The organism is Lacinutrix sp. C3R15 (genome assembly GCF_018860825.1).
In the GTDB taxonomy this organism is placed as follows: Bacteria; Bacteroidota; Bacteroidia; order Flavobacteriales; family Flavobacteriaceae; genus Oceanihabitans.
Genome location: NZ_JAHKPZ010000005.1, coordinates 20,150 through 45,269 on the forward strand (window position 1 = coordinate 20,150; position 25,120 = coordinate 45,269).

23 protein-coding genes, 3 tRNA genes and 1 pseudogene are annotated in these 25,120 nt (G+C 30.7%); 12 read left to right on the plus strand and 15 right to left on the minus strand.

What is annotated here, in order from left to right:
- Positions 1 to 31: 31 nt before the first annotated feature.
- From KO494_RS02440 to tgt, 3 genes are read right to left on the minus strand one after another with little or no spacing between them, the layout of a single operon-like run.
- Positions 32 to 934 carry a DMT family transporter gene (locus tag KO494_RS02440; protein WP_215966006.1) on the minus strand — a complete coding sequence of 301 codons (903 nt, stop codon included), beginning with the start codon at positions 932 to 934 and terminating at the stop codon, positions 32 to 34.
- The gene (locus KO494_RS02445) at positions 921 to 1,997 is read right to left on the minus strand and encodes an LptF/LptG family permease (protein ID WP_215966007.1); all 1,077 of its coding nucleotides are present in this window, start codon (positions 1,995 to 1,997) and stop codon (positions 921 to 923) included. The genes KO494_RS02440 and KO494_RS02445 overlap by 14 nt, the downstream gene beginning before the upstream one ends.
- Positions 1,998 to 2,015: 18 nt before the next feature.
- Positions 2,016 to 3,146 (minus strand): tRNA guanosine(34) transglycosylase Tgt, encoded by a 1,131-nt coding sequence (gene tgt, locus KO494_RS02450; RefSeq protein WP_215966008.1) that lies wholly within the window; start codon positions 3,144 to 3,146, stop codon positions 2,016 to 2,018.
- A gap of 188 nt (positions 3,147 to 3,334) precedes the next feature.
- Here tgt and KO494_RS02455 point away from each other — a divergent pair, with 188 nt between their 5' ends.
- Positions 3,335 to 3,919, plus strand: coding sequence for an outer membrane beta-barrel protein (locus KO494_RS02455; RefSeq protein ID WP_215966009.1), 585 nt, complete (start codon positions 3,335 to 3,337; stop codon positions 3,917 to 3,919).
- A 72-nt stretch (positions 3,920 to 3,991) separates the two neighbouring features.
- Here KO494_RS02455 and KO494_RS02460 read toward each other — a convergent pair whose 3' ends face one another.
- Positions 3,992 to 5,050, minus strand: coding sequence for an FKBP-type peptidyl-prolyl cis-trans isomerase (locus tag KO494_RS02460; RefSeq protein ID WP_215966010.1), 1,059 nt, complete (start codon positions 5,048 to 5,050; stop codon positions 3,992 to 3,994).
- A gap of 166 nt (positions 5,051 to 5,216) precedes the next feature.
- Here KO494_RS02460 and KO494_RS02465 point away from each other — a divergent pair, with 166 nt between their 5' ends.
- Positions 5,217 to 5,591: an RNA-binding S4 domain-containing protein gene (locus tag KO494_RS02465; RefSeq protein ID WP_215966011.1), complete on the plus strand. Its 375-nt coding sequence runs from the start codon at positions 5,217 to 5,219 to the stop codon at positions 5,589 to 5,591.
- Positions 5,592 to 5,633: 42 nt separating this feature from the next.
- The gene (locus tag KO494_RS02470; protein WP_215966012.1) at positions 5,634 to 6,137 is read left to right on the plus strand and encodes a phosphoribosyltransferase family protein; all 504 of its coding nucleotides are present in this window, start codon (positions 5,634 to 5,636) and stop codon (positions 6,135 to 6,137) included.
- On the opposite strand, the gene KO494_RS02475 is transcribed toward KO494_RS02470, so the two are convergent.
- A complete protein-coding gene (locus KO494_RS02475) occupies positions 6,129 to 6,647 on the minus strand; it encodes a shikimate kinase (protein ID WP_215966013.1) in 519 nt (172 codons plus the stop codon). The two genes, KO494_RS02470 and KO494_RS02475, sit on opposite strands and share 9 nt — an antisense overlap.
- Before the next feature lie 141 nt (positions 6,648 to 6,788).
- Between KO494_RS02475 and KO494_RS02480 the strand changes: the two genes are divergently transcribed.
- The 4 genes and pseudogenes from KO494_RS02480 to KO494_RS16080 form a co-directional block, all read left to right on the plus strand.
- Positions 6,789 to 6,861: transfer RNA gene (locus tag KO494_RS02480), tRNA-Lys, on the plus strand.
- 152 nt (positions 6,862 to 7,013) lie between these two features.
- A tRNA-Lys gene (locus tag KO494_RS02485) sits at positions 7,014 to 7,086 on the plus strand.
- 56 nt (positions 7,087 to 7,142) lie between these two features.
- Positions 7,143 to 7,226, plus strand: a tRNA-Leu gene (locus KO494_RS02490).
- Positions 7,227 to 7,355: 129 nt separating this feature from the next.
- Positions 7,356 to 7,550: pseudogene (locus tag KO494_RS16080) on the plus strand (T9SS type A sorting domain-containing protein); the annotation flags it as partial.
- Positions 7,551 to 7,622: 72 nt separating this feature from the next.
- Here the strand turns inward: KO494_RS16080 and KO494_RS02500 are convergent.
- The 7 genes from KO494_RS02500 to KO494_RS02530 all read right to left on the minus strand — a co-directional run bounded on the left by KO494_RS02500 (position 7,623) and on the right by KO494_RS02530 (position 19,267).
- Entirely contained in the window at positions 7,623 to 8,123 is a 501-nt protein-coding gene (locus tag KO494_RS02500) for a TlpA disulfide reductase family protein (RefSeq protein WP_252730255.1), read from the minus strand.
- 270 nt (positions 8,124 to 8,393) lie between these two features.
- Positions 8,394 to 10,667: an aconitate hydratase gene (locus KO494_RS02505; RefSeq protein WP_215966015.1), complete on the minus strand. Its 2,274-nt coding sequence runs from the start codon at positions 10,665 to 10,667 to the stop codon at positions 8,394 to 8,396.
- 219 nt (positions 10,668 to 10,886) lie between these two features.
- The gene (locus KO494_RS02510) at positions 10,887 to 13,664 is read right to left on the minus strand and encodes a bifunctional aconitate hydratase 2/2-methylisocitrate dehydratase (protein ID WP_215966016.1); all 2,778 of its coding nucleotides are present in this window, start codon (positions 13,662 to 13,664) and stop codon (positions 10,887 to 10,889) included.
- Between the two features lie 427 nt (positions 13,665 to 14,091).
- Positions 14,092 to 15,045 (minus strand): MoxR family ATPase, encoded by a 954-nt coding sequence (locus KO494_RS02515; RefSeq protein WP_215966017.1) that lies wholly within the window; start codon positions 15,043 to 15,045, stop codon positions 14,092 to 14,094.
- Between the two features lies 1 nt (position 15,046).
- On the minus strand, positions 15,047 to 16,501 hold the full coding sequence (locus KO494_RS02520) for a peptidylprolyl isomerase (RefSeq protein WP_215966018.1): 1,455 nt from the start codon (positions 16,499 to 16,501) through the stop codon (positions 15,047 to 15,049).
- Positions 16,467 to 17,327, minus strand: coding sequence for a peptidyl-prolyl cis-trans isomerase (locus KO494_RS02525; RefSeq protein ID WP_215966019.1), 861 nt, complete (start codon positions 17,325 to 17,327; stop codon positions 16,467 to 16,469). Before KO494_RS02525 ends, KO494_RS02520 begins: the two co-directional genes overlap by 35 nt.
- A gap of 8 nt (positions 17,328 to 17,335) precedes the next feature.
- The gene (locus KO494_RS02530) at positions 17,336 to 19,267 is read right to left on the minus strand and encodes a peptidylprolyl isomerase (protein ID WP_215966020.1); all 1,932 of its coding nucleotides are present in this window, start codon (positions 19,265 to 19,267) and stop codon (positions 17,336 to 17,338) included.
- Positions 19,268 to 19,525: 258 nt separating this feature from the next.
- Between KO494_RS02530 and KO494_RS02535 the strand changes: the two genes are divergently transcribed.
- Both KO494_RS02535 and KO494_RS02540 read left to right on the plus strand, forming a co-directional pair.
- The gene (locus tag KO494_RS02535) at positions 19,526 to 19,981 is read left to right on the plus strand and encodes an SRPBCC family protein (RefSeq protein WP_215966021.1); all 456 of its coding nucleotides are present in this window, start codon (positions 19,526 to 19,528) and stop codon (positions 19,979 to 19,981) included.
- Complete coding sequence (locus KO494_RS02540; RefSeq protein ID WP_215966022.1) at positions 19,974 to 20,210, plus strand: hypothetical protein; 237 nt, start codon at positions 19,974 to 19,976, stop codon at positions 20,208 to 20,210. The genes KO494_RS02535 and KO494_RS02540 overlap by 8 nt, the downstream gene beginning before the upstream one ends.
- Positions 20,211 to 20,354: 144 nt before the next feature.
- Here the strand turns inward: KO494_RS02540 and KO494_RS02545 are convergent, their stop codons facing one another.
- The gene (locus tag KO494_RS02545; RefSeq protein WP_215966023.1) at positions 20,355 to 21,632 is read right to left on the minus strand and encodes an NAD(P)/FAD-dependent oxidoreductase; all 1,278 of its coding nucleotides are present in this window, start codon (positions 21,630 to 21,632) and stop codon (positions 20,355 to 20,357) included.
- A 130-nt stretch (positions 21,633 to 21,762) separates the two neighbouring features.
- Here KO494_RS02545 and KO494_RS02550 point away from each other — a divergent pair, with 130 nt between their 5' ends.
- Together KO494_RS02550 and KO494_RS02555 are read left to right on the plus strand one after the other, a co-directional pair.
- On the plus strand, positions 21,763 to 22,257 hold the full coding sequence (locus KO494_RS02550) for an RNA polymerase sigma factor (protein ID WP_215966024.1): 495 nt from the start codon (positions 21,763 to 21,765) through the stop codon (positions 22,255 to 22,257).
- 4 nt (positions 22,258 to 22,261) lie between these two features.
- Positions 22,262 to 22,906, plus strand: coding sequence for a hypothetical protein (locus tag KO494_RS02555; RefSeq protein WP_215966025.1), 645 nt, complete (start codon positions 22,262 to 22,264; stop codon positions 22,904 to 22,906).
- Between the two features lie 7 nt (positions 22,907 to 22,913).
- Here the strand turns inward: KO494_RS02555 and KO494_RS02560 are convergent, their stop codons facing one another.
- Complete coding sequence (locus KO494_RS02560) at positions 22,914 to 23,717, minus strand: 1-acyl-sn-glycerol-3-phosphate acyltransferase (protein ID WP_215966026.1); 804 nt, start codon at positions 23,715 to 23,717, stop codon at positions 22,914 to 22,916.
- A 48-nt stretch (positions 23,718 to 23,765) separates the two neighbouring features.
- Positions 23,766 to 24,407, minus strand: a complete 642-nt coding sequence (locus KO494_RS02565; RefSeq protein ID WP_215966027.1) for a CoA pyrophosphatase — start codon at positions 24,405 to 24,407, stop codon at positions 23,766 to 23,768.
- Between the two features lie 2 nt (positions 24,408 to 24,409).
- Between KO494_RS02565 and KO494_RS02570 the strand changes: the two genes are divergently transcribed.
- Positions 24,410 to 25,117, plus strand: a complete 708-nt coding sequence (locus KO494_RS02570) for a peptidylprolyl isomerase (protein ID WP_215966028.1) — start codon at positions 24,410 to 24,412, stop codon at positions 25,115 to 25,117.
- Positions 25,118 to 25,120: the final 3 nt, after the last annotated feature.

Here is a 25,120-nt window from a genome sequence, read left to right on the forward strand (position 1 = left end):
AGTTAGAGTGCAAAATTACGTATTTTTTTGTTTACTCTTTTATCTTCTTTGCTTTTAAAGCTTTTCTATTTTTTAAAATCCCGTTAAGTAGCACTACTCCAAGAATTAAAGAAGCGCCATAATAAAAATTTGTTGACATTTTTTCTTTTTCTGGAAAAAGCAAAATTGCTAAAATAATGCCGTAAATAGGTTCTAAATTATAGGTAAGCACAACTGTATACGGACTTATATAGCGCATTACGTATACCGAAGCTATAAAAGCATAGGCAGTACATACAGATGCAAGAATAAACAAGTATATATAATCTGTTGTTGGCAATTGAAAAAAGGAAACCGAGAAACCATCATAAAAAACCATAAGAAATATAGTTATAAAAGCTACTCCGCTAATAAACTCATAAAAGGAAATGGTAGTTGCTGAATATTTTTCTAGAAATTTTCCGTTTAAAACAGCAAATAAAGAGGATAAAAAAGCAGAAGTAATTCCTAAAATAATTCCGTTTATATATTTTATTTCACTTTGTGTAATTATAAAAACACCCACAATTACAATACAACCAAAGAGAATTTCGTACCAAATAATTTTTCGTTTATAAATTATAGGTTCTAATAGAGATGCAAAAAATGCACCTGTTGAAAACATGGCTAACGTAATAGATACGTTAGAAACATCTATGGCTCCAAAAAAAGTAATCCAATGTAAAGCAATAACAATTCCTGCTAGAGATAGTTTTGCAATTGCGCTTATAGATAGTTTAATTTTAGTTTTAGAAATGGCTACATAAACGCTAACTAATATGGTTGCCATTAGCATTCTGAACCAAACTAATGGTACTGCATTAATGGTAATTAACTCGCCAAGTATTGCTGTAAAACCTGCAATAAATACTAAAATATGTAAGTGCAGATAATTTTTAAGCTTATCGTTTAGCATTGTAAAGTAAGTATAAGGCTAATATACCAAATAGTATATTAGGGAACCAAACTGCTAAAATTGGTGAAAAATCGGATTGTGCTGCCATAACCCCAAAAATCTTATCAAAAAACACAAAAACCATTGCTATACAAATACCAAAAGCAAGATTTACACCCATTCCTCCTCGACGTTTAATAGAAGAAACTGCTACTGCTATTATGGTTAATATAAACACCGAAACTGGCAAACTCCATTTTCTGTATTTTACTAATTTATAACGACCAATGTTAGAAGACCCTCTTTGCTCTTCTTTAGCAATAAAATTTGTTAAATCACCATAGGTTAGTGTTTCTGCAATATATTCTACAGGAGTAAGATCTTCTAAATCAAAAGAAAACAAGGTATCTTTTCTTCTTTCTTTTACTATAATATCATCATGATCTCCTATGGTTCGTTTAACGTATCTTATTAATCTATAGGTAGAGTCTTTTTCTATAAAACGAATGTTTTGTGCTTCCATTTTATAGATCATTTTATCATTTTCAAAATGTTCTAAAGTAAAATTATGCCCTAGTTTTTCTTTTATATTAAAACTACTTACATAAATGTAATCGTTATCATTTATCTGCCTATACACGTTTCTAGTATCTGCTGCACTTTTTCCTTTTTTAAAGTATTTATAGTCAAAATCATTAAACCCTTTACTTGCTTCTGGTGCTAAATAAAGTCCTAAAATAAGTGCAAATACTGCAACAATAGATGCACCAATTAAGTATGGTCTTAAAAATCTTGTAAAAGAAACTCCAGAGCTTAAAAAGGCAACTATTTCTGTATTGTTAGCTAATTTTGACGTGAAAAAGATTACCGATAAAAATAAAAATAAAGGAAAAAGTAAATGTGCAAAATAAACGGTAAAGTCTACAAAATATAGTAGTACTTCTCCTAGTGGCACATCGTTTTCAAGAATTTTACCAATTTTTTCTGCTAGGTGTACTGTTATTCCAATAGGAATAAAGAGTAGCAACATCATGAAAAATGTAGACAAATAGCGTTTTAATATGTACCAATCGAGTATTTTCAACGTTCTTTTTGTTGTTAATTATAGACGTTTATCCATTTGTTTTACCATTTTATCTTTCCAGATTCTAAAATCTCCTGCTAATATATGTTTTCTAGCCTCGCGAACCAACCATAAATAAAAACCTAAATTATGAATAGTAGCTATTTGCTTTCCTAGTATTTCATTTACAGTAAATAAGTGTCTTAAATATGCTTTACTATATTCAGTATCAACAAAAGTAATAGCCATATCATCAATGGCAGAAAAATCATTTTCCCACTTTTTATTTTTAATATTAATGGTACCATGTGCAGTAAATAACATTCCGTTTCTGGCGTTACGTGTTGGCATAACACAGTCAAACATATCAATACCTAAAGCAATATTTTCTAGAATATTTATTGGTGTACCAACACCCATTAAATAGCGAGGTTTATCTTCTGGTAAAATTTCTGTAACCACTTCTGTCATAGCATACATTTCTTCTGCAGGTTCTCCTACAGAAAGCCCTCCAATAGCATTTCCTTCTGCTCCTGCATTTGCTATATATTCGGCAGATTGGCGACGTAAATCTTTATATGTACTACCTTGTACTATAGGAAAAAAGGTTTGCCCATAATCATATTTTAAAGGTGTTTTTTCTAAATGATTGATACATCTATTTAACCAACGATGCGTCATGTGCATAGAGCGTTTTGCGTAGTTATAATCACAAGGATAAGGTGTACACTCATCAAAAGCCATAATAATATCTGCACCAATGCTTCGTTGAATTTCCATTACATTTTCTGGAGTAAACATGTGCATACTTCCATCTATATGTGATTTAAACTTAACACCCTCTTCTTTAATTTTTCTGTTAGCAGAAAGAGAATATACTTGATAACCACCAGAGTCTGTTAATATATTTCTATCCCAATTCATAAACTTATGCAGTCCTCCTGCCTGTTCTAAAATGGTAGTTTTAGGTCTTAAAAACAAATGGTAAGTGTTTCCTAAAATAATATCTGGATTGATATCTTTTTTTAATTCGCGTTGGTGTACTCCTTTTACAGAAGCTACTGTACCAACAGGCATAAATATAGGAGTTTCTATTTCACCATGATCTGTAGTCATTACTCCTGCTCTTGCACTACTTTGTGGGTCTTTTGCTTTTAATTCAAATTTCATTTAAACATATTAAGAAGTGGCAAATATAATTAACTAAACAAGATACCTTCTTAAACATTTAATAAAATTATTAATTCTTACCCTTTTTTGGCTATTAAAATTTCATATAAATGCAACAGAAAGATTTGTAAAAGAAAATAATTACTTTGTATCTTCGTTTTAACTACAAATCAATAAAAAGAATAATTATGAAAAAAATCTTTATTACAGGTATATTATTTTTGGGTTTCCTTTGTAATATGCAAGGACAAAATGGTAGCGGATTTGGTTTAAAAGCTGGTTTAAACTACAATGCTAATGGTAAATATTTTGAGTCTATTAATGCAAACTCTGAAAATCCAGATAGAAATGTTGGCTTTCATATTGGTGCTTTTGGTAAGGTAGGAGATAAAATATTTTTTAAACCTGAAATTGTTTATACTAAAACGAAAAGTGATTATGATAGTGATGACTTTACCATGCAAAAACTAGATGCACCACTATTAATAGGTGTAAAGTTTTTAAATTATTTTAATGCATTTGGAGGTCCTTCTTTACAATACATTTTAGACACAGAGTTTGACGGTGTTGCTATTAGCGAAGTTGAAAAAGATTTTACGGTAGGTCTTAATTTTGGGTTTGGAGTAAGCTTTAACTCTATAGGAATAGATTTAAGGTATGAAAGAGGTTTTACTGAAAACGAAGCTACTTTTGTTAGTAATAATGGTTTAAATGTTAGTAGAATTGATACAAGACCTGACCAATTAATTTTAAGTCTTTCTATTTTATTATAATTGCAAATAGATAAATAAAAAAAAGCCACTTTTATTAATAAAAGTGGCTTTTTTTTATTTTATGATTTTGTTTTATTGTTCTGGATACGTATCATCTAAATAATCTGGTGTACCATTACCATTAGAGTCTGGCGCTATAAATGTATAAAGGGTATACGTAGCATTAGTATTACTATAATCAATTTCGATAAAAACTTCTCCTTCTACTGCATTAGCATCAAAATAAGCTTGTGCTTCTTCTTTAGTAGTAAAATCTGCCATACCTTCTTCTGGATAAGATTTTAATTCAATTTCATCGGCTGTGTTTACTCCATCACCATCATCATCTGTATCAAAAAAGTTTGGAGCATCATCTTCATTTGTATCATCATCATAAACATCTAAATCCGCATCTAGATCTTCTAAAAACGAAGGAATACCATCACCATCATGATCTAATAAAACGCGATCAAATAAATTAAATTTAAAAATTAATGGAGTATAATTGGATACGTCTTCTAATACTTGAGCAAAATAACCAATACCTGAAGGAATAAAAGCTGCACCAATACCATGATTATGGTAGGTATCTGTACCATCACCATTAGGCGTAAAATTAGTAGCCGTTTTAAATTCTACTAAAGCTTCTCTAAATCCTGTAACTACTCCTCCGCTTAACACTTGAGTTAACTCAAAGTCTTGTAAATTAGCAACGCTATCAAAAATAACACCACCAGTACTACTACCTTCATAGGTTACGTAAACTTTATCTATAAAATGTACATCTTGGCCTTGACCTTGTCTTACCTCTATATAATACATTTTATAAAATAAACCTTCTTCTAATGGGTCTTCAACCATTTTAAACTTAAGTTCTGGTCTATCTATAATCGCTGTTTTACTTGGGTCTTCAGTAAGAGCTGTAAAAACAATTTCAAAATCATCATTAGCTACACTATAAGGGTTTGTAAAGTCAAAATCATCATAGTTATAAAAATGTGTTTCTAAAAAGGTTTCAATTTCTTCTAAATCTTCTGCGTAAACCTCTGTTCTATCTCTTAATGCAACAGTATTGGTATCATCATCTGGTGTACAAGATGCTATAACTACTATTAATGCAAATACAACGATTGCTATTTTTCTTAATTTCATCTTAATATTTTTATTTTTCCTTATTCCATAATAATAAAGATTAACCTTATTTGTTTATAAACAAAAAATTTAGGTTATTTCAATATTACTATTTTTTTGCACGCAAGATACAATTTTAAACTAATTTTGCACAAGAAGATTAACCTAGTTTTTTATATTAAATAATATGCGAATTGATAAATTTTTGTGGTGTGTTAGATATTTTAAAACAAGAAGTATTGCTACTACTGCTTGTAAAAAAGGACATGTTAAAGTAAATGGAGATACTACAAAACCAAGTCGAGAAGTTTACCCTACAGATACTATAGAGGTTAGAAAAAACCAAATAAATTATAAGTTAAAGGTGAATGATATACCACCAAATCGAGTTGGCGCAAAGTTGGTAGATATTTACCGAACAGATATTACACCTAAAGAGGCTTTTGAAGCGCAAGAACTTTTAAAATATTCTAAGGATTATTATAGAAAAAAAGGAACTGGTAGACCTACAAAAAAAGACAGAAGAGATATTGAAGATTATAATGAAGAAAATCAAGATTAAAATTATTACTTTTATTTTATCTTTGAAAAAACAACTATAACTATGGTTAGCAAAAAAAACAGCATCCTATCACACGAAGAAATACAACATAAAATTAAACGAATTGCGTATCAAATATATGAAAGCAATGTAAATGAAGCGGAAGTTGTTTTAGCAGGAATAGATAGTAATGGCTACATTTTAGCTAAAAAGCTTAAAACCGTGTTATCTAAAATCTCTACTATAAAACCTATACTTTGTAAAGTTATAATAGATAAAAAAAATCCTTTAAACCCAATTAATACTTCTATACCAGCAACAGAATACACAAACAAGTCTGTTATATTAATAGATGATGTGTTAAACAGTGGTACTACACTAGTTTATGGTGTTAAACATTTTTTAGATGTACCTTTAAAGCAATTTAAAACCGCTGTATTAGTAAATAGAAATCATAAAAAGTATCCCGTTAAAGCAGATTTTAAAGGTATTTCTCTTTCTACTTCCTTACACGAACATATTGATGTTGTATTAGAAGGAACTAATTTTGAAGCTTTCTTAAAATAATTGCATTAAAATAGATTCTATAATTTCGTTTTCCTTCTTGTTAGCATCTATAGTATACGTTGCTTTAGAGTAAAAAGGTAATCTTTCAAAAAGGTGTTTACCAACAAACTCTGTAAGTTCTTCTTTTGTTTTAAGATGCGCAATAATTGGTCTTTTAGCTGTTTCGTTAAAAGCCCTTTCTACTAAATTAGGGATAGTAACTTGTAAATAAACCGTTTTAATATTTGATTTGTTTAGTAGCAAACTCATATTATCACTATAGCAAGGAGTACCACCACCTAAACTTATTACAGTATTCATGTTGGCAGCAATAGCTTTTTTTAAGTAAAGGTGTTCTATTTTTCTAAAATATATCTCTCCCTTATTTAAAAATATTTCTTTTATGGTGGTTTTTTCTTCCTTTTCTATAAAATCATCCAGGTCTAAAAATTCAAAATCTAAAATTTTGGCTATTTTTTTGCCTAAATATGATTTTCCCGAAGCCATATACCCTATTAAAATTATTTTCATTTTAACGCTTCTTATTGATTATTAAAAACATACATTATCGCTTGACAAAAAAACGAAAAAAAAATAAAAAAAATTAAATAAAAGCATTGTTTTATTAATAAAACCTTCTATATTTGCACCCTCGTTAGAGCGAAACAAAATGACCTGGTAGCTCAGTTGGTAGAGCATCTCCCTTTTAAGGAGAGGGTCCTGGGTTCGAGCCCCAGCCCGGTCACTAAAAAAAGTTAAGCAAACGCTTAACTTTTTTTTTGTAAGGTTTCTCTATTTTGTGCAGGTTACAAAATAGATTAAAAAGCTATCTTGCAAAAGGTTGTTTTATTAATAAAACTTCCTATATTTGCACCCTCGTAATAACGAATAAAAAATGACCTGGTAGCTCAGTTGGTAGAGCATCTCCCTTTTAAGGAGAGGGTCCTGGGTTCGAGCCCCAGCCCGGTCACTAAAAAAGTTAAGCAAACGCTTAACTTTTTTTGTTTATATTGCTTTTTTAATTTTGCGCACGTGGCGGAATTGGTAGACGCGCTAGCTTGAGGGGTTAGTGTCCATTAGGACGTGGAAGTTCGAATCTTCTCGTGCGCACTTATAAGATTTAACAAGGTGAAACTGTCACTTACTTTCTACCATTCACAATAAGAATTACGCATTTTACATATTTTTATTACATTCTTATTTCTAATTTAATAGCTTTACGTTTCACTTTATCCAACCCCAACTACTTCCTCTTTAATCATAAAATCGAAACAAGATATTGAAGCTATAGCTATTTATTCTGTCTTAAGAAAAGAAGTTTTAAAAGCGGAAACAAAAACAATAGATATTTGCAACTTGGCGCAAGGCATGTATCTTTTAAAAATAGTATCTAAAGATAACACCGAAAAGATAAAACGTTTTATTAAGAAATAAATGAAGCTATTAGCCGTTTTTTCTAAAAAAGGGAAATCCACGTTGGCTTTTCTTTTTTTATTTTACACCTTTCTATTTTAGTAAATTATCTAGTGTTTCTCTAACGGTTTCACTATTCCAATTTGCAGCACCTTCTTTATCTATTAAAATGTTTCCTTCTTTGTTTATTAGCAATGTTCTCGGAATACTGGAAACTTCAAATTCTGAAGGATGCTCTAAAGGAGTAAAGACGTTAAACGAATACTTATTTTCAGATAAAAACGCTTCTACTTTTTCCTTTTTTTCGTTGGAAACAAATAGAAACACCACCTTATGGTTATAATCATCATACAGCTTCTGAAGGTTAGGCATTTCAGCAATGCAAGGAGGGCACCAAGTAGCCCAGAAATTTATTAATACGACTTTACCTTTTAAATCTTTAAAGTCAATGGTATTTCCTTTTACATCTTGTAATTGCCAAGAAGTATAATTTACAACCTTGCTGTCTGCTTCCGTTTTAACAGATGGACTAAACAAAGCTAAACCCTTATGTAGCATTACTTGTATAGGTTTTCTTGTTTGCGGTATTATCATTAGAACAATGATTACAACAAAGAGTATATTTTTAAATTTGGAGTTATTCATAATAAAAAAATGAAGCGTTATTTATAAGTAAACAACGTTTCAAATTTACCAAAAAAATTAATAGTTAATCCTTTGTTTTATATACCTAATACCAATCGCTAAAACAATAATAGATAACTAAGCGTTAAATGACTTTCTTTTTCTTAGCCAACTTACAGTTAAACAAAAAAAGCCTCTGAAAATACAGAAGCTTTTTTTGAATTTATAAACTTTAATAATCTATGCAGACGCGTTTTCTTTTTTAATTAAATTTAAAGCAGAACCTTCATTATACCAATCTATTTGTGGTTGGTTATAGGTGTGGTTTAGCTTAATAGTATCTTTAGAACCATCTGCATGAACAATCTCTAATGTTAGTTGTTTATCTGGTGCAAATTCATTTAAATCAATAAAGTTAAAAGTATCATCTTCTTGAATTAAATCGTAATCGTTTTCATTAGCAAAAGTTAAACCTAACATTCCTTGTTTTTTAAGGTTTGTTTCATGTATACGTGCAAATGATTTAACAATAACAGCAGCAACACCCAGGTGTCTTGGCTCCATAGCAGCATGTTCACGAGAGGAACCTTCACCATAATTATGATCTCCTACTACTATAGTTTTTACACCAGCCGCTTTATATGCTCTTGCTGCATCTGGTACGCCTTCAAACTCACCAGTTAGTTGGTTTTTAACAAAATTCGTTTTTTTACCAAATGCATTTACAGCACCTATTAAACAGTTATTAGAAATATTATCTAAATGTCCTCTAAAACGCAACCAAGGTCCAGCCATAGAAATATGGTCTGTAGTACATTTACCAAAAGCTTTAATTAATAGTTTAGCTCCATTTATTTCGTTTCCTAATGGTTCAAATGGTGTAAGTAATTGTAAACGTTCTGAAGTTGGACTAACAGAAACTTCTACTTTGCTACCATCTGCAACTGGTTCTACATAACCTGCATCCTCTACTGCAAATCCTTTTGGAGGTAACTCCCAACCTGTAGGTTCATCAAACATTACTTCTTGACCATCTTCATTAATTAGCTTATCTGTCATTGGGTTAAAATCTAACCTACCAGCAATGGCTATTGCAGCCGTTAATTCTGGTGAAGCTACAAACGCATGTGTATTTGGGTTACCATCGGCACGTTTAGCAAAGTTTCTATTAAAAGAATGTACAATACTGTTTTTTGGCGCATTTTTAGGGTCACTATATCTTGCCCATTGCCCAATACATGGTCCGCAGGCATTGGTAAATATTTTAGCATCTAATTTTTCAAAGATTCCTAAAATACCATCTCTATCTGCAGTATAGCGTACTTGTTCTGATCCTGGATTAATACCAAGTTCAGCTTTCATTTTTAAACCTTTATCTAAAGCCTGTTGTGCAATAGAAGAAGCTCTAGATAAATCTTCATACGAAGAGTTGGTACAAGACCCGATTAAACCCCATTCTACTTTAATTGGCCAATCGTTAGCTTTTGCTTTTTCTCCCATATCTTTACCTGCAGAAGTAGATAAATCTGGAGTAAAAGGTCCGTTTAATAAAGGTCCTAATTTAGATAGGTCAATTTCTATAACTTGATCAAAATATTGTTCAGGATTTGCATACACTTCTGGATCTCCTGTTAAATATTCTTTTACTTGGTTTGCAGCATCTGCAATATCTGCTCTTTCTGTAGCACGCAAATAGCGTTCCATAGAAGCGTCATATCCAAAGGTAGAAGTGGTAGCTCCTATTTCTGCTCCCATATTACAAATAGTTCCTTTACCTGTACAAGATAAAGAAATAGCTCCTGGTCCGAAATATTCTACAATTGCACCTGTACCTCCTTTAGCAGAAACGATACCAGCAACTTTTAATATTACATCTTTTGGCGCAGTCCAACCAGAAATATTCCCGGTTAACTTCACACCTATTAATTTAGGAAATTTAAGTTCCCAAGGCATTCCGGCCATCACATCAACTGCATCTGCACCACCAACACCAATAGCAACCATTCCTAATCCTCCTGCATTTACTGTATGAGAATCTGTACCAATCATCATTCCTCCTGGAAACGCATAATTTTCTAATACTACTTGATGTATTATTCCTGCTCCAGGTTTCCAGAAACCAATACCATATTTATTAGATACAGATGCTAAAAATTCAAAAACCTCACTACTTACAGAATTTGCATGTTTTAAATCTGTTGTAGCACCATCTTTTGCTTGTATTAAGTGATCACAATGTACTGTAGTTGGCACTGCAACTTTTGGTTTTCCTGCTTGCATAAATTGCAATAAGGCCATTTGAGCAGTTGCATCTTGACAAGCAATACGATCTGGAGCAAAGTCTACATAATCTTTTCCTCTTGTAAATGCTTTTGTCGGGCTTCCATCCCAAAGATGATTATATAAGATTTTTTCAGAAAGTGTTAAGGGCTTACCAACAACTTCACGTGCTTTATCAACACGTTCTGCCATTTGCGCATAAACCTTTTTTATCATATCAATGTCGAATGCCATAGTATTTATTTTTTTTTGGATTTATTTGTACTAATATACAAAATGTAAAATGACTATAAAAGTGTAAATAACATATATATAATGATAGTGAAATAAGTTTTTTCTATGCTGGTAATTTTTAAAATTAGATTGTTTTTTTAATTCTCTATTTTTATTTTAAAAACAAAAAAAAAGCCTGAATTTAAGATTCAGGCTTTTTTTATATTTATAGCTATTATATTATCTAACTAATTGTTTTTGCGAAGGCTTAAACTTAGTTAAAACAATACCATCAACCGCTGCTTCATATTCAGCCAAAGTAGGTGTTCTTCCTAAAATTGTTGATAATACTACCACAGGAGTAGATGACAATAAAGATTCTCCTTTTTTCTCGCCATCATCCTTTACAACTCTTCCTTGAAATAAACGAGTAGAAGTTGCCATAACTGTATCTCCTGGCTCTGCTTTTTCTTGGTTACCCATACATAAGTTACAGCCTGGACGCTCTAAGTATAACATGTTTTCATATTTAGTACGTGCTAAACCTTTTGGTGCGCTATCATCAAATTCGAAACCAGAGTATTTTTGTAATACTTCCCAATCTCCTTCTTCTTTCAACTCATCTACAATGTTGTATGTTGGAGGTGCAACTACAAGTGGCGCTTTAAATTCTACTTTACCACTTTGTGCTTCAATATTCTTTAACATTTGCGCTAATATTTTCATATCGCCTTTATGTACCATACAAGAACCTACGAATCCTAAGTCTACTTTTTTAGTTCCTCCGTAATAAGATAACGGACGAATATTATCGTGTGTATAACGTTTAGAAACATCTTCGTTATTTACATCTGGATCGGCAATCATTGGTTCAGCAATTTCATCTAAATCAATAATAACTTCAGCATAATACTTGGCATTAGCATCTGGTCTTAAAGCTGGTTTAATTCCTGTTTTAAGCTCTGTTATTCTAGTTTCAGCTTTTTCAACAAGTCCTTTAAGTACTTGCTTTTCATTATCCATTCCTTTATCAATCATGATTTGGATACGGCCTTTTGCTATTTCTAAAGATTCAATTAAGGTTTCGTCTTCAGAAATACAGATAGAAGCCTTGGCTTTCATTTCTGCTGTCCAATCTGTAAATGTAAAAGCTTCATCGGAAGTAAGGGTTCCAATATGCACTTCAATGACGCGTCCTTGAAATACATTTTCACCACCAAACTGCTTTAACATTTGTTGTTGCGTTGCATGCACTACATCACGGAAATCCATATATGATTTCATTTCCCCTTTAAAGGTTACTTTTACAGATTGTGGAATAGGCATAGAAGCTTCCCCTGTAGCAAGCGCTAGAGCTACTGTTCCTGAATCTGCTCCAAAAGCAACACCTTTAGACATACGTGTGTGTGAATCTCCACCAATAATGATGTCCCAATCACCAACAGTAATATCATTAAGTACTTTATGAATAACATCTGTCATTGGGAAATATTTCCCTTTAGGATCACGACCAGTAATTAAACCAAAATCGTTCATAAAACGCATTAATCTTGGTATGTTGGCTTTAGATTTATCATCCCAAACAGATGCTGTATGACAACCCGATTGGTATGCTCCGTCAACAATAGGAGAGATTACTGTTGCAGCCATCATTTCTAATTCTTGTGAAGTCATTAAACCTGTAGTATCTTGTGAGCCTACAATGTTTACTTCTACACGAACATCTGATCCTGCGTGTAATGTTTTACCAGGAGTTGTACCAACGGCATTTTTATTGAATATTTTTTCAACAGCAGTTAAGCCTTGACCTTCAATAGAAATTTCTTTTGATGGTGCATAAACAGGTATTACATCTATGCCTAATACTTTAGAAGCAAAAGTTTGTAATTTTTTACCAAAAACTACTGCATAAGAACCACCTGCTTTCATAAACTCCATTTTTTGTGGTGTAAATGCTGCAGAAATATCTTTTAATTCTGTATCTCCGTTATATAATTTTTTCTCTTTGGTATTAATAGTAAGTACCGTTCCTGTTGCAACAGAATATACTTCTTTTAATACTGGTTCTCCATCGGCATCTACAATAGTGTTTCCTTCAGCGTCTTTTTGTTGTACCCAGTTTTTAAGGTCTAAACCAATACCTCCTGTTACACCAACTGTGGTTAAGAAAATTGGAGAAATTCCGTTTGTTCCAGCAATTACTGGAGCAATATTTATAAATGGAACATATGGACTTGCTTTAATCCCTGTCCATAATGCCACGTTATTTACACCAGACATTCTTGAAGAACCAACTCCCATCGTTCCTTTTTCAGCAATTAACATCACCCTTTTATCAGGATGTTGAGCTTGTAATGCTTTTAATTCTGCTTGTTGTTCTTTATTGTGCTCAAATAAACACTGACCATGTAACTCTCTATCAGAACGAGAGTGTGCATCACCACCTGGAGATAATAAATCTGTTGAAATATCACCTACTCCAGCAATAAATGTAACTACCTCTATTTTTTCATCAATTTCAGGTAATTTTGTAAAAAATTCTGCCTTTGCATAACTTTCTAAAAGTTCTTTAGCAATAGCATTACCTGCTTTATAAGCTGCTTCTAAACGAGAAGTATCTGCGTCATATAAAAACACTTGTGTTTTAAGAACTTCTGCTGCTTCTTTTGCAATAGCTGCATCATCCGCTAAGGCTAAATCTAACAATACTTCAATAGAAGGTCCTCCCTTCATATGCGATAATTGTTCCAAAGCAAAAGCAGGAGTAATTTCTGCTACTACAGATTCTCCTAAAATAATTTCTTTTAAAAATGCTGCTTTAACACCAGCAGCACTTGTGGTACCAGGTAAAACGTTATAGATAAAAAAGTGTAGAGAATCTTCTCTGTACGCATTATCTAAATCTTTAATTTGCGCAATGATTTCGCTTAGTAATTCTGCACCATCAATTGGTTTTGGGTGAAGACCATGAAGTTTACGTTCTTCAATCTCCTTAATGTAATCGTTATACATGTTCATATAATAGAATAATTCTTTTGAATCTTAATAAAATGTAATTTCATATTCAAAAAATGTTAGAGAATCTTTAACTTTTTTTGAATGCTTCATCAACATTTATAATTATATCGATGACAAATCCCATATATTTAAGATTTAGGGTTTATTTTTTTATTAAATATCATGCGAAATTACGAAATTAAAGAGAGTTTAAAAAATATATAAAGATATGCAGGAATGATTAAATATAATTTAATGATTTCGTATTTTGAGTGGTTTCTTTTTAAGAATAACAAAATTTTAAACCCTAAAAAATACCAAAACAATAAAAAACATACTCTAAAGTATGTCTCTGTATAAGTAAAAAAGAATCGATTTCTATAAAAACTACAACGATTTAGTAAAAAAAAATCTTTTTAACGCAAAAAAGATATCCTTGAGCTACTTTTTAAAATAAAGAGGTAATAATTTGTTCTTCTGAAACGCCTTCTGCTTCTGCTTTATAGTTTTTAATAATTCTATGACGTAGAATACTAATTGCTACTGCTTGTACATCTTCAATATCTGGAGAAAATTTCCCTTGAATTACTGCATGAGTTTTTGCTGCTAAAATTAAATTTTGTGAGGCTCTTGGTCCTGCTCCCCAATCTATATAGCTTTTTACTAAATCTGCAGCTGTTTCACTATTAGGTCTAGTTTTAGCCACCATTTTTACAGCGTATTCTATAACATTATCTGCAACAGGAATACGACGTATAAGTTGTTGAAAATCTATTATTTCTTGGGCAGTAAATAAAGCCTTTACAGTAGCTTTTAAATCTGTTGTTGTTGCTTTTACAACTTGTACTTCTTCTTGAAAAGAGGGGTAATTTAAATGAATGGCAAACATAAACCTATCTAATTGTGCTTCTGGTAAAGGGTAAGTTCCTTCTTGCTCAATGGGGTTTTGCGTTGCTAAAACAAAGTATGGTAAGCTTAATTTATAATGATGCCCAGAAACCGTTACTGCTCTTTCTTGCATAGCTTCTAAAAGTGCTGCTTGCGTTTTTGGAGGTGTTCTGTTAATTTCATCTGCTAAAATAATATTAGCAAATATTGGCCCTTTTATAAATTTAAAGTTTCTGTGTTCATCTAATATTTCACTACCTAAAATATCACTAGGCATTAAATCTGGTGTAAACTGTATACGTTTAAAATCTAATCCTAAGGCTTGAGCTATAGTATTTACCATTAGCGTTTTTGCCAAACCTGGCACTCCTATTAAAAGCGCATGACCTCCAGAAAATATAGAGATAAGGATTTGATTTACTACTTCATCTTGCCCTACAATAACTTTAGCAATTTCTTGCTTTAAGTTTTTATATTTATTTACAAATTGTTTTACAGCTGCTACGTCAGACATATTACTTTTTTAACCAATTACTAGAAAAATCACAATCTCTATGCTCTCCATTAACTTTAATATACGTGTCTTTTATTTTTTCGTCTTGCCATTTTTCAATAGCTTTAAAACGTTTTTCGGTTAAAGCCAATTCTTTAATTTTTAAATAATCACGTGAGTAATCTGCTTCATGCTCATCTACTCTATCTGTTACACGTAATATTTTAAATTTTACTTTTCCTGTTCTGTCTTGATCGGTTTGAATTAAACTAATTTCACCTTCTTTTAAATCTTGAATTTGTGTATACAGTTCTGTATCCATTTTAGTTAACTCAAAATTATAATCTTGTGTTGCTGGGTTAATTAAAAACCCTCCCTCGCTTCTTGTTTCTTTTTCATCACTATATTTTCTTGCAGCATCTTCAAAAGAAATTTCTCCATCAACTATTTGTTTACGTACATCTTCTAGTTGTGTTTTTGCTTCGGCAACTGCATCTTCAGATACTTGAGGAATTAATAGTATATGACGAACATCAAATTCTTGTCCTCTAATTTTTTCTAATTGAATAATATGGTAACCAAAATCGGTTTCAAATGGTTCTGAAATTTCTCCTTCTTGTAAAGAAAAAGCAACATCTCTAAATTCTTTTACCATTAAAGGTCTTTCTCTATTTAAGGTATACAATCCTCCTTTTGCAATAGATGCTTTGTCATCTGTATACAATACTACTTTAGAACGAAAACTTGCTCCGTTTTCTAACACATCTATTCTAAACTCTTTAAGTCTGTTAATTACTTTTTGTGTTTCTTCTGGTGCTACTTTTGGTTCTATTATTATTTGAGACACTTTAAGTTCTGTTCCAAAAGTTGGTCTTTCGTCTTCAGGTATTTTATTAAAAAAGATTCTTACTTCTTCTGGTGTAACTTCTACTTCATCAATAATACTACTTTGCATGCGTTTTGCAAGTTCATTACTTCTGTTAATTTCATACATTTCATCTCTAAAACTTTTTTCGTCTTCTTTTTTATAGAAGTCTAAAAGCTCTTGCATATCTCCTCCTGTTTGAGATAAAAACTGTTGTATTTGGTAATCTACATTAGATCTAATTTCTGCATCAGAAATTTCAATACTATCTTGTATAGCGTGATGTGCGTATAGTTTGTTTTCTAAAAGAGAACCAAATAATTGACATCTAGGAATATCTTCTGTAGATACGCCTTGTGCTTTCATTTGTAAAATAGTTTTATCTATGTCAGATTCTAAAATAATATACTCACCAACAACAGCTGCTACTCCATCTACTTTGGTTGCATTGTTTTGCGTAAATGTTTTAACACTATCTGCTGGTTGTTCTTTTACCTGATCTTCAATAATCTCTTGTGCTGTTAATACATTAGAGATTAATACTGCTATACTTAATATAAATAGTGGTTTCAAATTATTAGTAGATTTCAAATTTTTTGTTTGTAATTGCATCTTTTGTAATATCCTTTTCTAGTTCTCTTGTTTTTTCTAATTTCCTTTTATTGATAACAATTTGATCTATTGTTGTTTTTACATACTCTAAAGGAGCTGTATTGTTTTGCAATAGTACGTCATTAATTTGCATCAAATATAAACCTAATGAATCTTTGAGTTGTATAAAATTAGTTTTTTTTAACAGTTCGTCTTTATTATCTTTATTAATTACTGGTATTTTCTTAACTATTTGATTCCATTTTATCCAAATAGAATCATTAAGGGAGTAGGATTTAAATTGAATAGATATAGAATCTAGGTATTTTTTATCATTAGCATCAAATCTTTTAAATTTTTCGGCTATTTCTTTTGCGTTTTTCTCTTGCATTTTAGGATCAAGATTAACGTATCTAAATTGAATAAGCTCTTCATTTAATTTAAAGGCTTCTTTGTTTTCTTGATAAAACGCTTCTGCTTCTTCTTGAGTAACTACTGTATCTAAATCTCTATTTACCAATGCCTCTAAATAGGCTTTTGCATACAAATCGTTTTTATACTGCTCTACTAATTTATTGTATTGATCTAGTTTTGTTTCGTTTAAGTTTAGCTTTGCTCCTTGTACTAATAATTGCTGGGTTGCCCAACTTTTAATATAATTATTGATTAAAATAGTACTGTCTTGTTTAGAAGCTTCTGAAGAAATTAAATCCTGTATATCTTCTTGATACAAATACGTATCATTTACTCTTGCTACAGGAGTTTTAATATCTGTTTCTTTAAAAAATTTACAAGAAACCAATAGAAAAAAAAATGCGAAAACGAATATATAAGATGTGATTTTCAATTAATTAATTATTTATTTAATTTAGATTTTACGCTGTTTAATACCTCTTGGTTAATTTTTACTTGGTACTTATTTTCTAGGTCTACCAGCCATTTTTTTTCTTTTGCATCTTGAAAATCACTAGCCACTTTACCCTTAGCTTCTTCATAAGTTTTGTAGGTTTTTGGCAGCACTTTATTTACTTGCACTACTACAAATGCATCATTATGCTTATATATTTCTGAAACTCCTTTTTGAAACAGAAAATCATCTGGTAACACTTGGTGCTCTCCATCCATTACACCTGTTGTAAACAGCACATTTACTTGATCTTTTGTATTTACTGCATTTTTAATTTCATCTATTGTTTTTCCTTTTGTAAGTAGCTTAGCAACCTTACTTATATCTTTCTTTTTTGCAGAGGAAGCCACAACAGCATCAACACGTTCTTTAACAAAATAGTTTTCTTTATTGGTGTTATAATATTCTTGAACAGCAAGAGTGTCTTTTATTGCCGCTTTCCATATTTCATTTTCCATTAAATCAAACAACAACAAACCATCACGATACTCACTAAGTATGTTTGCAAAATCCTGGTTTTCATATTCTAAATGCGCTTCCTGGTAGTCTAGTAATTGTTTTTCTAAAAATGTATTGTATGTATTTTTAACAATATCATTAAAAGGTAATTTTTTAGCGTTTCTACGTTGGTTTTTAATTAAATAATTAGCAAAATCTTGATATGTAAATTGCTTATCTTCTATTTTAACAAATGCTTTTTCTGAATCAAAACCTTTAGGTGTGTGCCATTTACTAGTATAATACTCGTTGTTTAATATAGAGGTAAAATAGTTTAAATCTTTATCTACATTAGTAATTGCATAACGTTGTTTTAACTCATTTATTCTAGAGTTACTAATTAATTTAGATCTACTATCACGTAAAACTTTTGCTTCTAGCGAAGGTTTCATATCTTCAAAAGGAGCGGTTTCTATTTTATTAATAAGCTTAACAATATGCCAACCAAAGTTAGACTTAAATGGTTTGGTATAATCGCCTTCATTTTTAATAGCAAAAGCTTGTTCTTCAAATTCTTTAGAGCGCAATTCTCCGCTAGAAAAAGGAGATAATTTACCACCTTTTTCTGCTGTACTTTTATCTTCTGAAAAATGTTTTGCTAAAGATTCAAAATCTTCCCCTTGTTCTATTTTTTTATAAATATCTTGTATTCTACTTTCTGCATCTGCCTGGTCAAGGTTTACCATGATATGCGCAATTTCTCTTTTTCCTCTAGATTTACGTTTATCTTTAACAGATACTATATGGTACCCAAACTGGGTTTTAAAAGGCATAGAAACCGTACCTATCTCTGTATTAAAAGCGACAGTCTCAAAAGGATAAACCATTTTAAAACCAGAAAAATACCCTAAGTCTTCTGCATATATTTTTTTACCATCATGCACGTCTTTTTGTACTGCTGTAAAGCCTTCTTTAAGTACACGATCTCTTAATTGAAGTAACTCATTATACACTACCAACGTGTCACTAGCACTAGCGTTTTCATCTAATCGTATTAAAATATGACTAGCGTTTACCTCATTAGAAATTCGCTCATACGCCTCTTCTACTAATGCATCTGTAACTTTATTGTCTGTCAAATAATTTTTTGCTAATTGACTTCTATAATTATTTAACTCTCTTTTATACTTAGGCATAGTATCTAAACCCAATGTTTTTGCTTCTTTTATTTTAAGTTTGTAACCTACAAAAAGTTGTAAATAAGCATCAATATCTTTTTGAGACTCGTCTTTAACTAAGTCTAAATTTTTATTAAAAACTCTTATAAATTCTGAAGCATATACAGGATCTTCATCTACTGTAAAAAGTACTTCTTCACTATTGTTTTGAGCAAAAATCTGTAGTGTAAACACTAAAAAGAAAAGAGTGGTAAATAATCTCATAGTTTAGATAAATATATAATGTATAGGTTCTTGCAAAAATAGAAATATAAACCTATTTAACAAGCTGTATTAACAAAGCATTAAGTAAGTAATAAGATAAAAAAATTACAGTATTAATATTTTAACAAAAATAGGTGCAGCTTCTTTTTAAAGTTTATTTTAAACCTATATTAAAACCATACTAGTAATAACAGGTATTTTATTTTATAAAAGCTCTAAAAAAGCTATCTTTATAGCACACTTTTTCATTTTACCATAATGATTTACACCACAGAGATTATAGTTAATATAACTTTAAAAGAATTTATAAAAAAACTAGACAATGCAGACAACATGAAGCATTGGCAAAAAGACTTAACTAGTTTTGAGCATATTTCTGGTGTACCAGGAACTGTTGGCAGTAAAATGAAACTAAATTATACCGTTAATAAACGCAAAATAGAACTTATTGAAACCATAACACATATTAATCTACCTCATGAAATTTACATGAGTTATGAAACGAAAGGAATGCATAACACCCAAAAAAATCATTTCTATACTACTCCTGAAGGCTACACAAAATGGGTTATTGAAAATGAATTTTCACCAACCAACTTATTTTACAAAATAATGGTTTTATTAATGCCTAAAGCCTTTAAAAAACAATCTGAAAAATACTTATTAGACTTTAAAAATTTTGCCGAAAACGGTACATCTATTCAAAATGCGTAAACTAAAACTAATCTGGGACTTTAGAGGTCCTGCTGCAGAAAAAACAGCACAACATCATGAAATTCATTTAAATGAATACATACAAAACCAAACCTTAAATGTAGATCTGGTTGGACATCAAACAATAAATGATATGCACACCATTGCTTTTATGATTATAAATGAAGCAGATATAATAACATTTAGAGATGCTTTAAAACCGCATCGTGGAGAATGGATTGAAAACTAATTTAATACATTCTTTTTACGTATATTTTTAAAACAGTTACTTAATTCACATATTGTTCTTTTTAAAAAAAACTAGTATAAATTAAATCTATAGTAAAACACCAAAAAACTGTAAACCAAAAAGATAAACCTACAAAACAAACCTTTAATTCAACCTTTTATAAGGTCTAATTATTAATCTTGCTGCTTTATCAAAGTTAATATAATTATACGTCCAATTAAAGAAAACGATGATTCTATTTCTAAAACCCACTAATGCCATTAAGTGAATAAACATCCACACAAACCAAGCAAAAAACCCTGCAAATTTAAAACGGTTTAAATCTACAACCGCTTTATTTCTTCCAACAGTAGCCATAGAACCTTTATCTTTATACACAAACTTTTTTAGAGGTTTACCTGCTATTAAACGTATTAAGTTTTTACCAAGAAGTTCTCCTTGTTGTATTGCTGGTTGTGCTACTTGAGGATGACCATTAGGATAATCTTTTGTTTTCATTAAAGCAATATCTCCTAAAGCAAAAATAGCATCATAAGCTTGTATTTGGTTGTACTCATTAACCAAATAACGGTTACTACGTTCTGCAACTGCAGTTGCTTTTAACCCATGCACTGGATTTCCGGTTACTCCTGCAGCCCAAATAAGAGTTTCAGACGCTAAGGCTAACTCAGAATTGGTCAATACTGTTTTACCATTATAATCCTTTACAAAAGTGTTACAATGTACTTGCACACCAAGATCAACTAAAAATTTTTCTGCTTTGGCTGAAGCATGTTCACTCATTGGTGGTAATAACCTTGCATTACCTTCTAACAAATGAATTTGCATATCACTAGGATTTAAATCTTTGTAATCTCTTGGTAGTATATTGTTTTTAAGTTCTGCAATTGCTCCTGCCAACTCTACTCCAGTTGGTCCTCCTCCTACAATTACAAAGTTTAAATAGGCTTTTCTTTCATTTAAAGTATTTGAAATAGCTGCTTGTTCTAGATTTTGAAGCATTAAACTTCTAATATCTAAAGCTTGCGGAATACTTTTCATTGCCATACTATATTTTTCAACAGCTTGATTTCCAAAAAAATTTGTTTTTGTTCCTGTAGCGATTACCAAATAATCATACCTTAAATTACCAATACTTGTTTTAATAGATTTTTTTTCGGGAAAAATTTGCTCCACCTCTGCTAACCTAAAAAAAGCATTATCATTTTTTTTAATAATTTTTCTAAGCGGATAAGCAATAGAATCTGGCTCTAATCCTGCACTAGATACTTGATATAATAAAGGTTGAAAAGTATGGTAATTATGCTTGTCTAATAAAACAATTTGCACCTTGCTGTTTTTTAAAGACTTAGCAAGCTTAACTCCAGCAAAACCACCTCCTATAATAACAATTCTAGGTATTTTTGATTCGGGAATATTCATAATAAAGTAAAAAAAATAAGTAAGTCAAAGTTACTAAATTGCCAGAGTAAATACTATTTTTAAAGAAACTATTACATATCGTGTAACATTTTTAAATTTATACTACTAATAGAGTAACTAAACCACCAATTTGAATAAAGAGTTAGAACATAGTTTTGTAGAACAACTTGAAAAACATCAAAACATTGTACATAAGGTTTGTAGGCTTTACACCAACAATCAAGATGCGCATAATGATTTGTTTCAAGAAATAACCATACAGCTTTGGCGTGCCTTTCCTAAATTTAGAGGAGACGCTAAATTTAGCACATGGATGTATCGTGTTGGACTAAACACAGCCATAACACTTTACAGAAAAAGCAAACGTAGAATTAACACACAAGACTTTGATGCCATACAATTTAAAATTAAAGCAGATGAATATGATGACACAGAAGAAGAACAATTAAAACTACTATATAAAGCAGTACACCAATTAAACGATATTGAAAAAGCCTTAGTTTTTTTATACCTAGAGGATAAAAACTACAAAGAGATTAGCGAAACAATGGGAATTAGTGAAGTGAATGCAAGAGTGAAAATGAATAGGGTGAAAAACAAATTAAGAACCATTTTAAATCCGTAAAACTATGGATGAATTAGAACTATTAAAAAAAGACTGGAAGAAAGAGGATGCATCACGCTATCCTAAACTTACATATAACGAAATTTATAAAATGATATTGAAGAAGTCTTCTTCTATTGTTAAATGGATTTTTATTATTAGCATTTTAGAATTTATACTATGGTCTGTCATATCTTTTGGCTTAAAAGATGCAGATTATAACAAACGTTTTGAGTCTTATCATGCAGAAAATATTATAACTCCTTTTATAGTTCTTGGCTATATTGTGTTAGCTTACTTTTTTTATAGATTTTATATGAACTACAGAAACATTTCTGCTACAGATAATGCAAAAGTACTCATGGAAAACATATTAAAAACACGAAAAACCGTAAAACAATATGTTGGTTTTAATCTAATATATTTAGCGCTATCTTCTTTTATTGTATTAGCTATTCAATTTAATAGAGACGAAGAAATGCTTGGCTATATTGAAAAAGCTTCTGCTAACGGAGAGTTATTAAAGTTTTACGCAGTCACTATTTTAATAACAGTAGCTGCTATTGCTATTCTTATTGCTATTATACTAGGTTTTTATTACCTAATCTATGGTATTCTGCTAAAAAGATTAAACAGTAATTACAAAGAATTAAAAAAACTAGAAGTCTAAAAATTACTTAGGTATTCCACTTACGCTTTTTATTAAGCTCTTCTTGTAAAGCTAGTTCTTTTTGAGGTATCACCTTTAAAAAAGAAGGATGTTGCTCTATGGCATATTCTATCTTTTCTACTATACTTGCAATACTTTCGTTATCATAATCAATATCAAGAGGTTGTTTTATTTCAAAACTTTGCAAGATATTTTTCTTTTTAATACGCAATCCTTTTTTATCAAAACTACGTCTAAAACCATCTATAACAATAGGTACAACAACAGGCTTATATCTTTTTATAATGTGTGCAGTACCTTTTCTAATTGGTTTAAAAGGAGTCGTTGTTCCTTGCGGAAATGTAATTACCCAACCATCATCTAATGCCTTACTGATATTAGAAATATCACTCATTTTAACCTGTCTGTTAATATCTTCTCCTTTAGATCTCCAGGTACGTTCAATACTAATAGAGCCTACATAGGCTAATATTTTTGGCAATAAACCTGCATTCATAGTTTCTTTTGCCGCTACGTAGTATATGTTTAATTTAGGATTCCATAAGTACCCAATGTTTTTTATAGAATCGTCTCTATTACTTAAACTAGCATTAAACACATGAAACATTGCAACTACATCTGCAAAGTACGTTTGATGGTTAGAAATAAATAATACATTGGTATCTGGAAGGTTTTTAATAATATCTGAACCTTCAATTTGTAGCTCATTAAAACCACGAAAACGTCTATGTGTTAATGCACCTAAAATGCGAATCAACCATTTTTTTACAAAAAGAATATGACCAAAAGGATTTTTTTTAAATAATCCCATAAATAAATTTTATATCTGTTAAACAACAAAAGTAATAAAACATAAGCGTTACAAGGCTAGTTTTAACAAGTCTTTTATTTCACTTAGCATCATGGCTGTAGCTCCCCAAACTACATGATCATTAAGTTTAAAAGCAGGAACAGCAATATGCTGATTGTAAGAAGTTGAAACCAACTCAGTTATAACATTTTTATCGTCTAAAAAATGCGCTAGAGAAACTTCTATAATTGCTTCTACCTCACTTTCTTGTTTAATAAAATTAGGCCTGCTATTACTATAACCTATAAAAGGTTGCACAAAAAAATTACTTGGCGGAATATATACTTGAGTTAAGCTTTTAAGTACTTTAATATCTTGCATAGGCACGCCCACTTCTTCTTCGGTTTCACGTAAAGCGGTATGTTTTAATGAAGTATCTTCTTTCTCTACTTTTCCGCCAGGAAAACCTACTTGAGCAGAATGCACTCCTTTATAGGTTTTTCTTAATATTAAAACAAAATTTGTTTTTTCTAACACATCTGGATAAAACAAAGCTAAAACAGCAGACTGTTTCGCGTTTTTAATTTTGTCTTGTTGCTTTTGTAAAAGCCTTTCTCTAAAAGGAGGAGACATTTTAAACTGCGATGCTTCGGCTGGAAGCTCTAGATTGTTTATTTTTGATGTTACTTTTAAAAACTCATTAAAATTCATCTATGCGATTTGTATTATTATGCTTTATTCCTCTTCTTTTTCTGAATTGTGAAGATAAAAAAACAGAACCTAAGAAGACTTCAAAAATAGTTCAAAAAACTTCAGAAGAAAAAAAAGAAGCTAAAAAAGATTCTGTAATAGAACCTGAAAGAGAATACCCTTTTCTTACAGATGAAAATGCTATGGAGTTCTTTTTAGAATATGAAAAACACAATAAAGAAAACAAAGTAAGAATCACAACAGATTTTGGCGATATAGATATTTTACTTTTTAACGAGACTAAATTTCATCGTGCTAACTTTATATTTTTAACCAAACAAGGCTATTTTAACAATACACAGTTTTACAGAATTGTAAATAATTTTATCATTCAAGGTGGTAATACAGATGATGCTAAGGTAAAACGAAAAAGAAAAAAAATTGGAAAATACTTATTACCTAAAGATACAAAAAGAGGTTTTAAACACCATAGAGGCGTTGTAAGTATGCCTAGTGGTGCTATAAAAAACCCTTATAAACTTGCTTCTCCTTATCAATTTTTTATTGTACAAAAAAAGGATGGTGCATACCATTTAGATGGGGATTACACCATTTTTGGTAAAGTAACTCGTGGTATGGATGTGGTAGATGAAATAGCTAAACAAGAAACAGATAATGCAGAATGGCCTTTGCATAATGTCTACATTAAAAAGGTAGAAATTATAGAATAATAA

What these genes read in the sequence shown, in the direction of transcription:
- KO494_RS02555 (WP_215966025.1), top strand. Translation starts at nt 22,262, where the DNA reads ATGGATGAATTAGAACTATTAAAAAAAGACTGGAAGAAAGAGGATGCA.
- KO494_RS02540 (WP_215966022.1), top strand. Translation starts at nt 19,974, where the DNA reads ATGCGTAAACTAAAACTAATCTGGGACTTTAGAGGTCCTGCTGCAGAA.
- KO494_RS02560 (WP_215966026.1), bottom strand. Translation starts at nt 23,717, where the DNA reads ATGGGATTATTTAAAAAAAATCCTTTTGGTCATATTCTTTTTGTAAAA.
- KO494_RS02545 (WP_215966023.1), bottom strand. Translation starts at nt 21,632, where the DNA reads ATGAATATTCCCGAATCAAAAATACCTAGAATTGTTATTATAGGAGGT.
- KO494_RS02565 (WP_215966027.1), bottom strand. Translation starts at nt 24,407, where the DNA reads ATGAATTTTAATGAGTTTTTAAAAGTAACATCAAAAATAAACAATCTA.
- KO494_RS02460 (WP_215966010.1), bottom strand. Translation starts at nt 5,050, where the DNA reads ATGAAATTAAGAAAAATAGCAATCGTTGTATTTGCATTAATAGTAGTT.
- KO494_RS02505 (WP_215966015.1), bottom strand. Translation starts at nt 10,667, where the DNA reads ATGGCATTCGACATTGATATGATAAAAAAGGTTTATGCGCAAATGGCA.
- KO494_RS02570 (WP_215966028.1), top strand. Translation starts at nt 24,410, where the DNA reads ATGCGATTTGTATTATTATGCTTTATTCCTCTTCTTTTTCTGAATTGT.
- KO494_RS02535 (WP_215966021.1), top strand. Translation starts at nt 19,526, where the DNA reads ATGATTTACACCACAGAGATTATAGTTAATATAACTTTAAAAGAATTT.
- KO494_RS02500 (WP_252730255.1), bottom strand. Translation starts at nt 8,123, where the DNA reads ATGATAATACCGCAAACAAGAAAACCTATACAAGTAATGCTACATAAG.
- KO494_RS02510 (WP_215966016.1), bottom strand. Translation starts at nt 13,664, where the DNA reads ATGAACATGTATAACGATTACATTAAGGAGATTGAAGAACGTAAACTT.
- KO494_RS02530 (WP_215966020.1), bottom strand. Translation starts at nt 19,267, where the DNA reads ATGAGATTATTTACCACTCTTTTCTTTTTAGTGTTTACACTACAGATT.
- KO494_RS02465 (WP_215966011.1), top strand. Translation starts at nt 5,217, where the DNA reads ATGCGAATTGATAAATTTTTGTGGTGTGTTAGATATTTTAAAACAAGA.
- tgt (WP_215966008.1), bottom strand. Translation starts at nt 3,146, where the DNA reads ATGAAATTTGAATTAAAAGCAAAAGACCCACAAAGTAGTGCAAGAGCA.
- KO494_RS02475 (WP_215966013.1), bottom strand. Translation starts at nt 6,647, where the DNA reads ATGAAAATAATTTTAATAGGGTATATGGCTTCGGGAAAATCATATTTA.
- KO494_RS02440 (WP_215966006.1), bottom strand. Translation starts at nt 934, where the DNA reads ATGCTAAACGATAAGCTTAAAAATTATCTGCACTTACATATTTTAGTA.
- KO494_RS02455 (WP_215966009.1), top strand. Translation starts at nt 3,335, where the DNA reads ATGAAAAAAATCTTTATTACAGGTATATTATTTTTGGGTTTCCTTTGT.
- KO494_RS02470 (WP_215966012.1), top strand. Translation starts at nt 5,634, where the DNA reads ATGGTTAGCAAAAAAAACAGCATCCTATCACACGAAGAAATACAACAT.
- KO494_RS02515 (WP_215966017.1), bottom strand. Translation starts at nt 15,045, where the DNA reads ATGTCTGACGTAGCAGCTGTAAAACAATTTGTAAATAAATATAAAAAC.
- KO494_RS02520 (WP_215966018.1), bottom strand. Translation starts at nt 16,501, where the DNA reads ATGCAATTACAAACAAAAAATTTGAAATCTACTAATAATTTGAAACCA.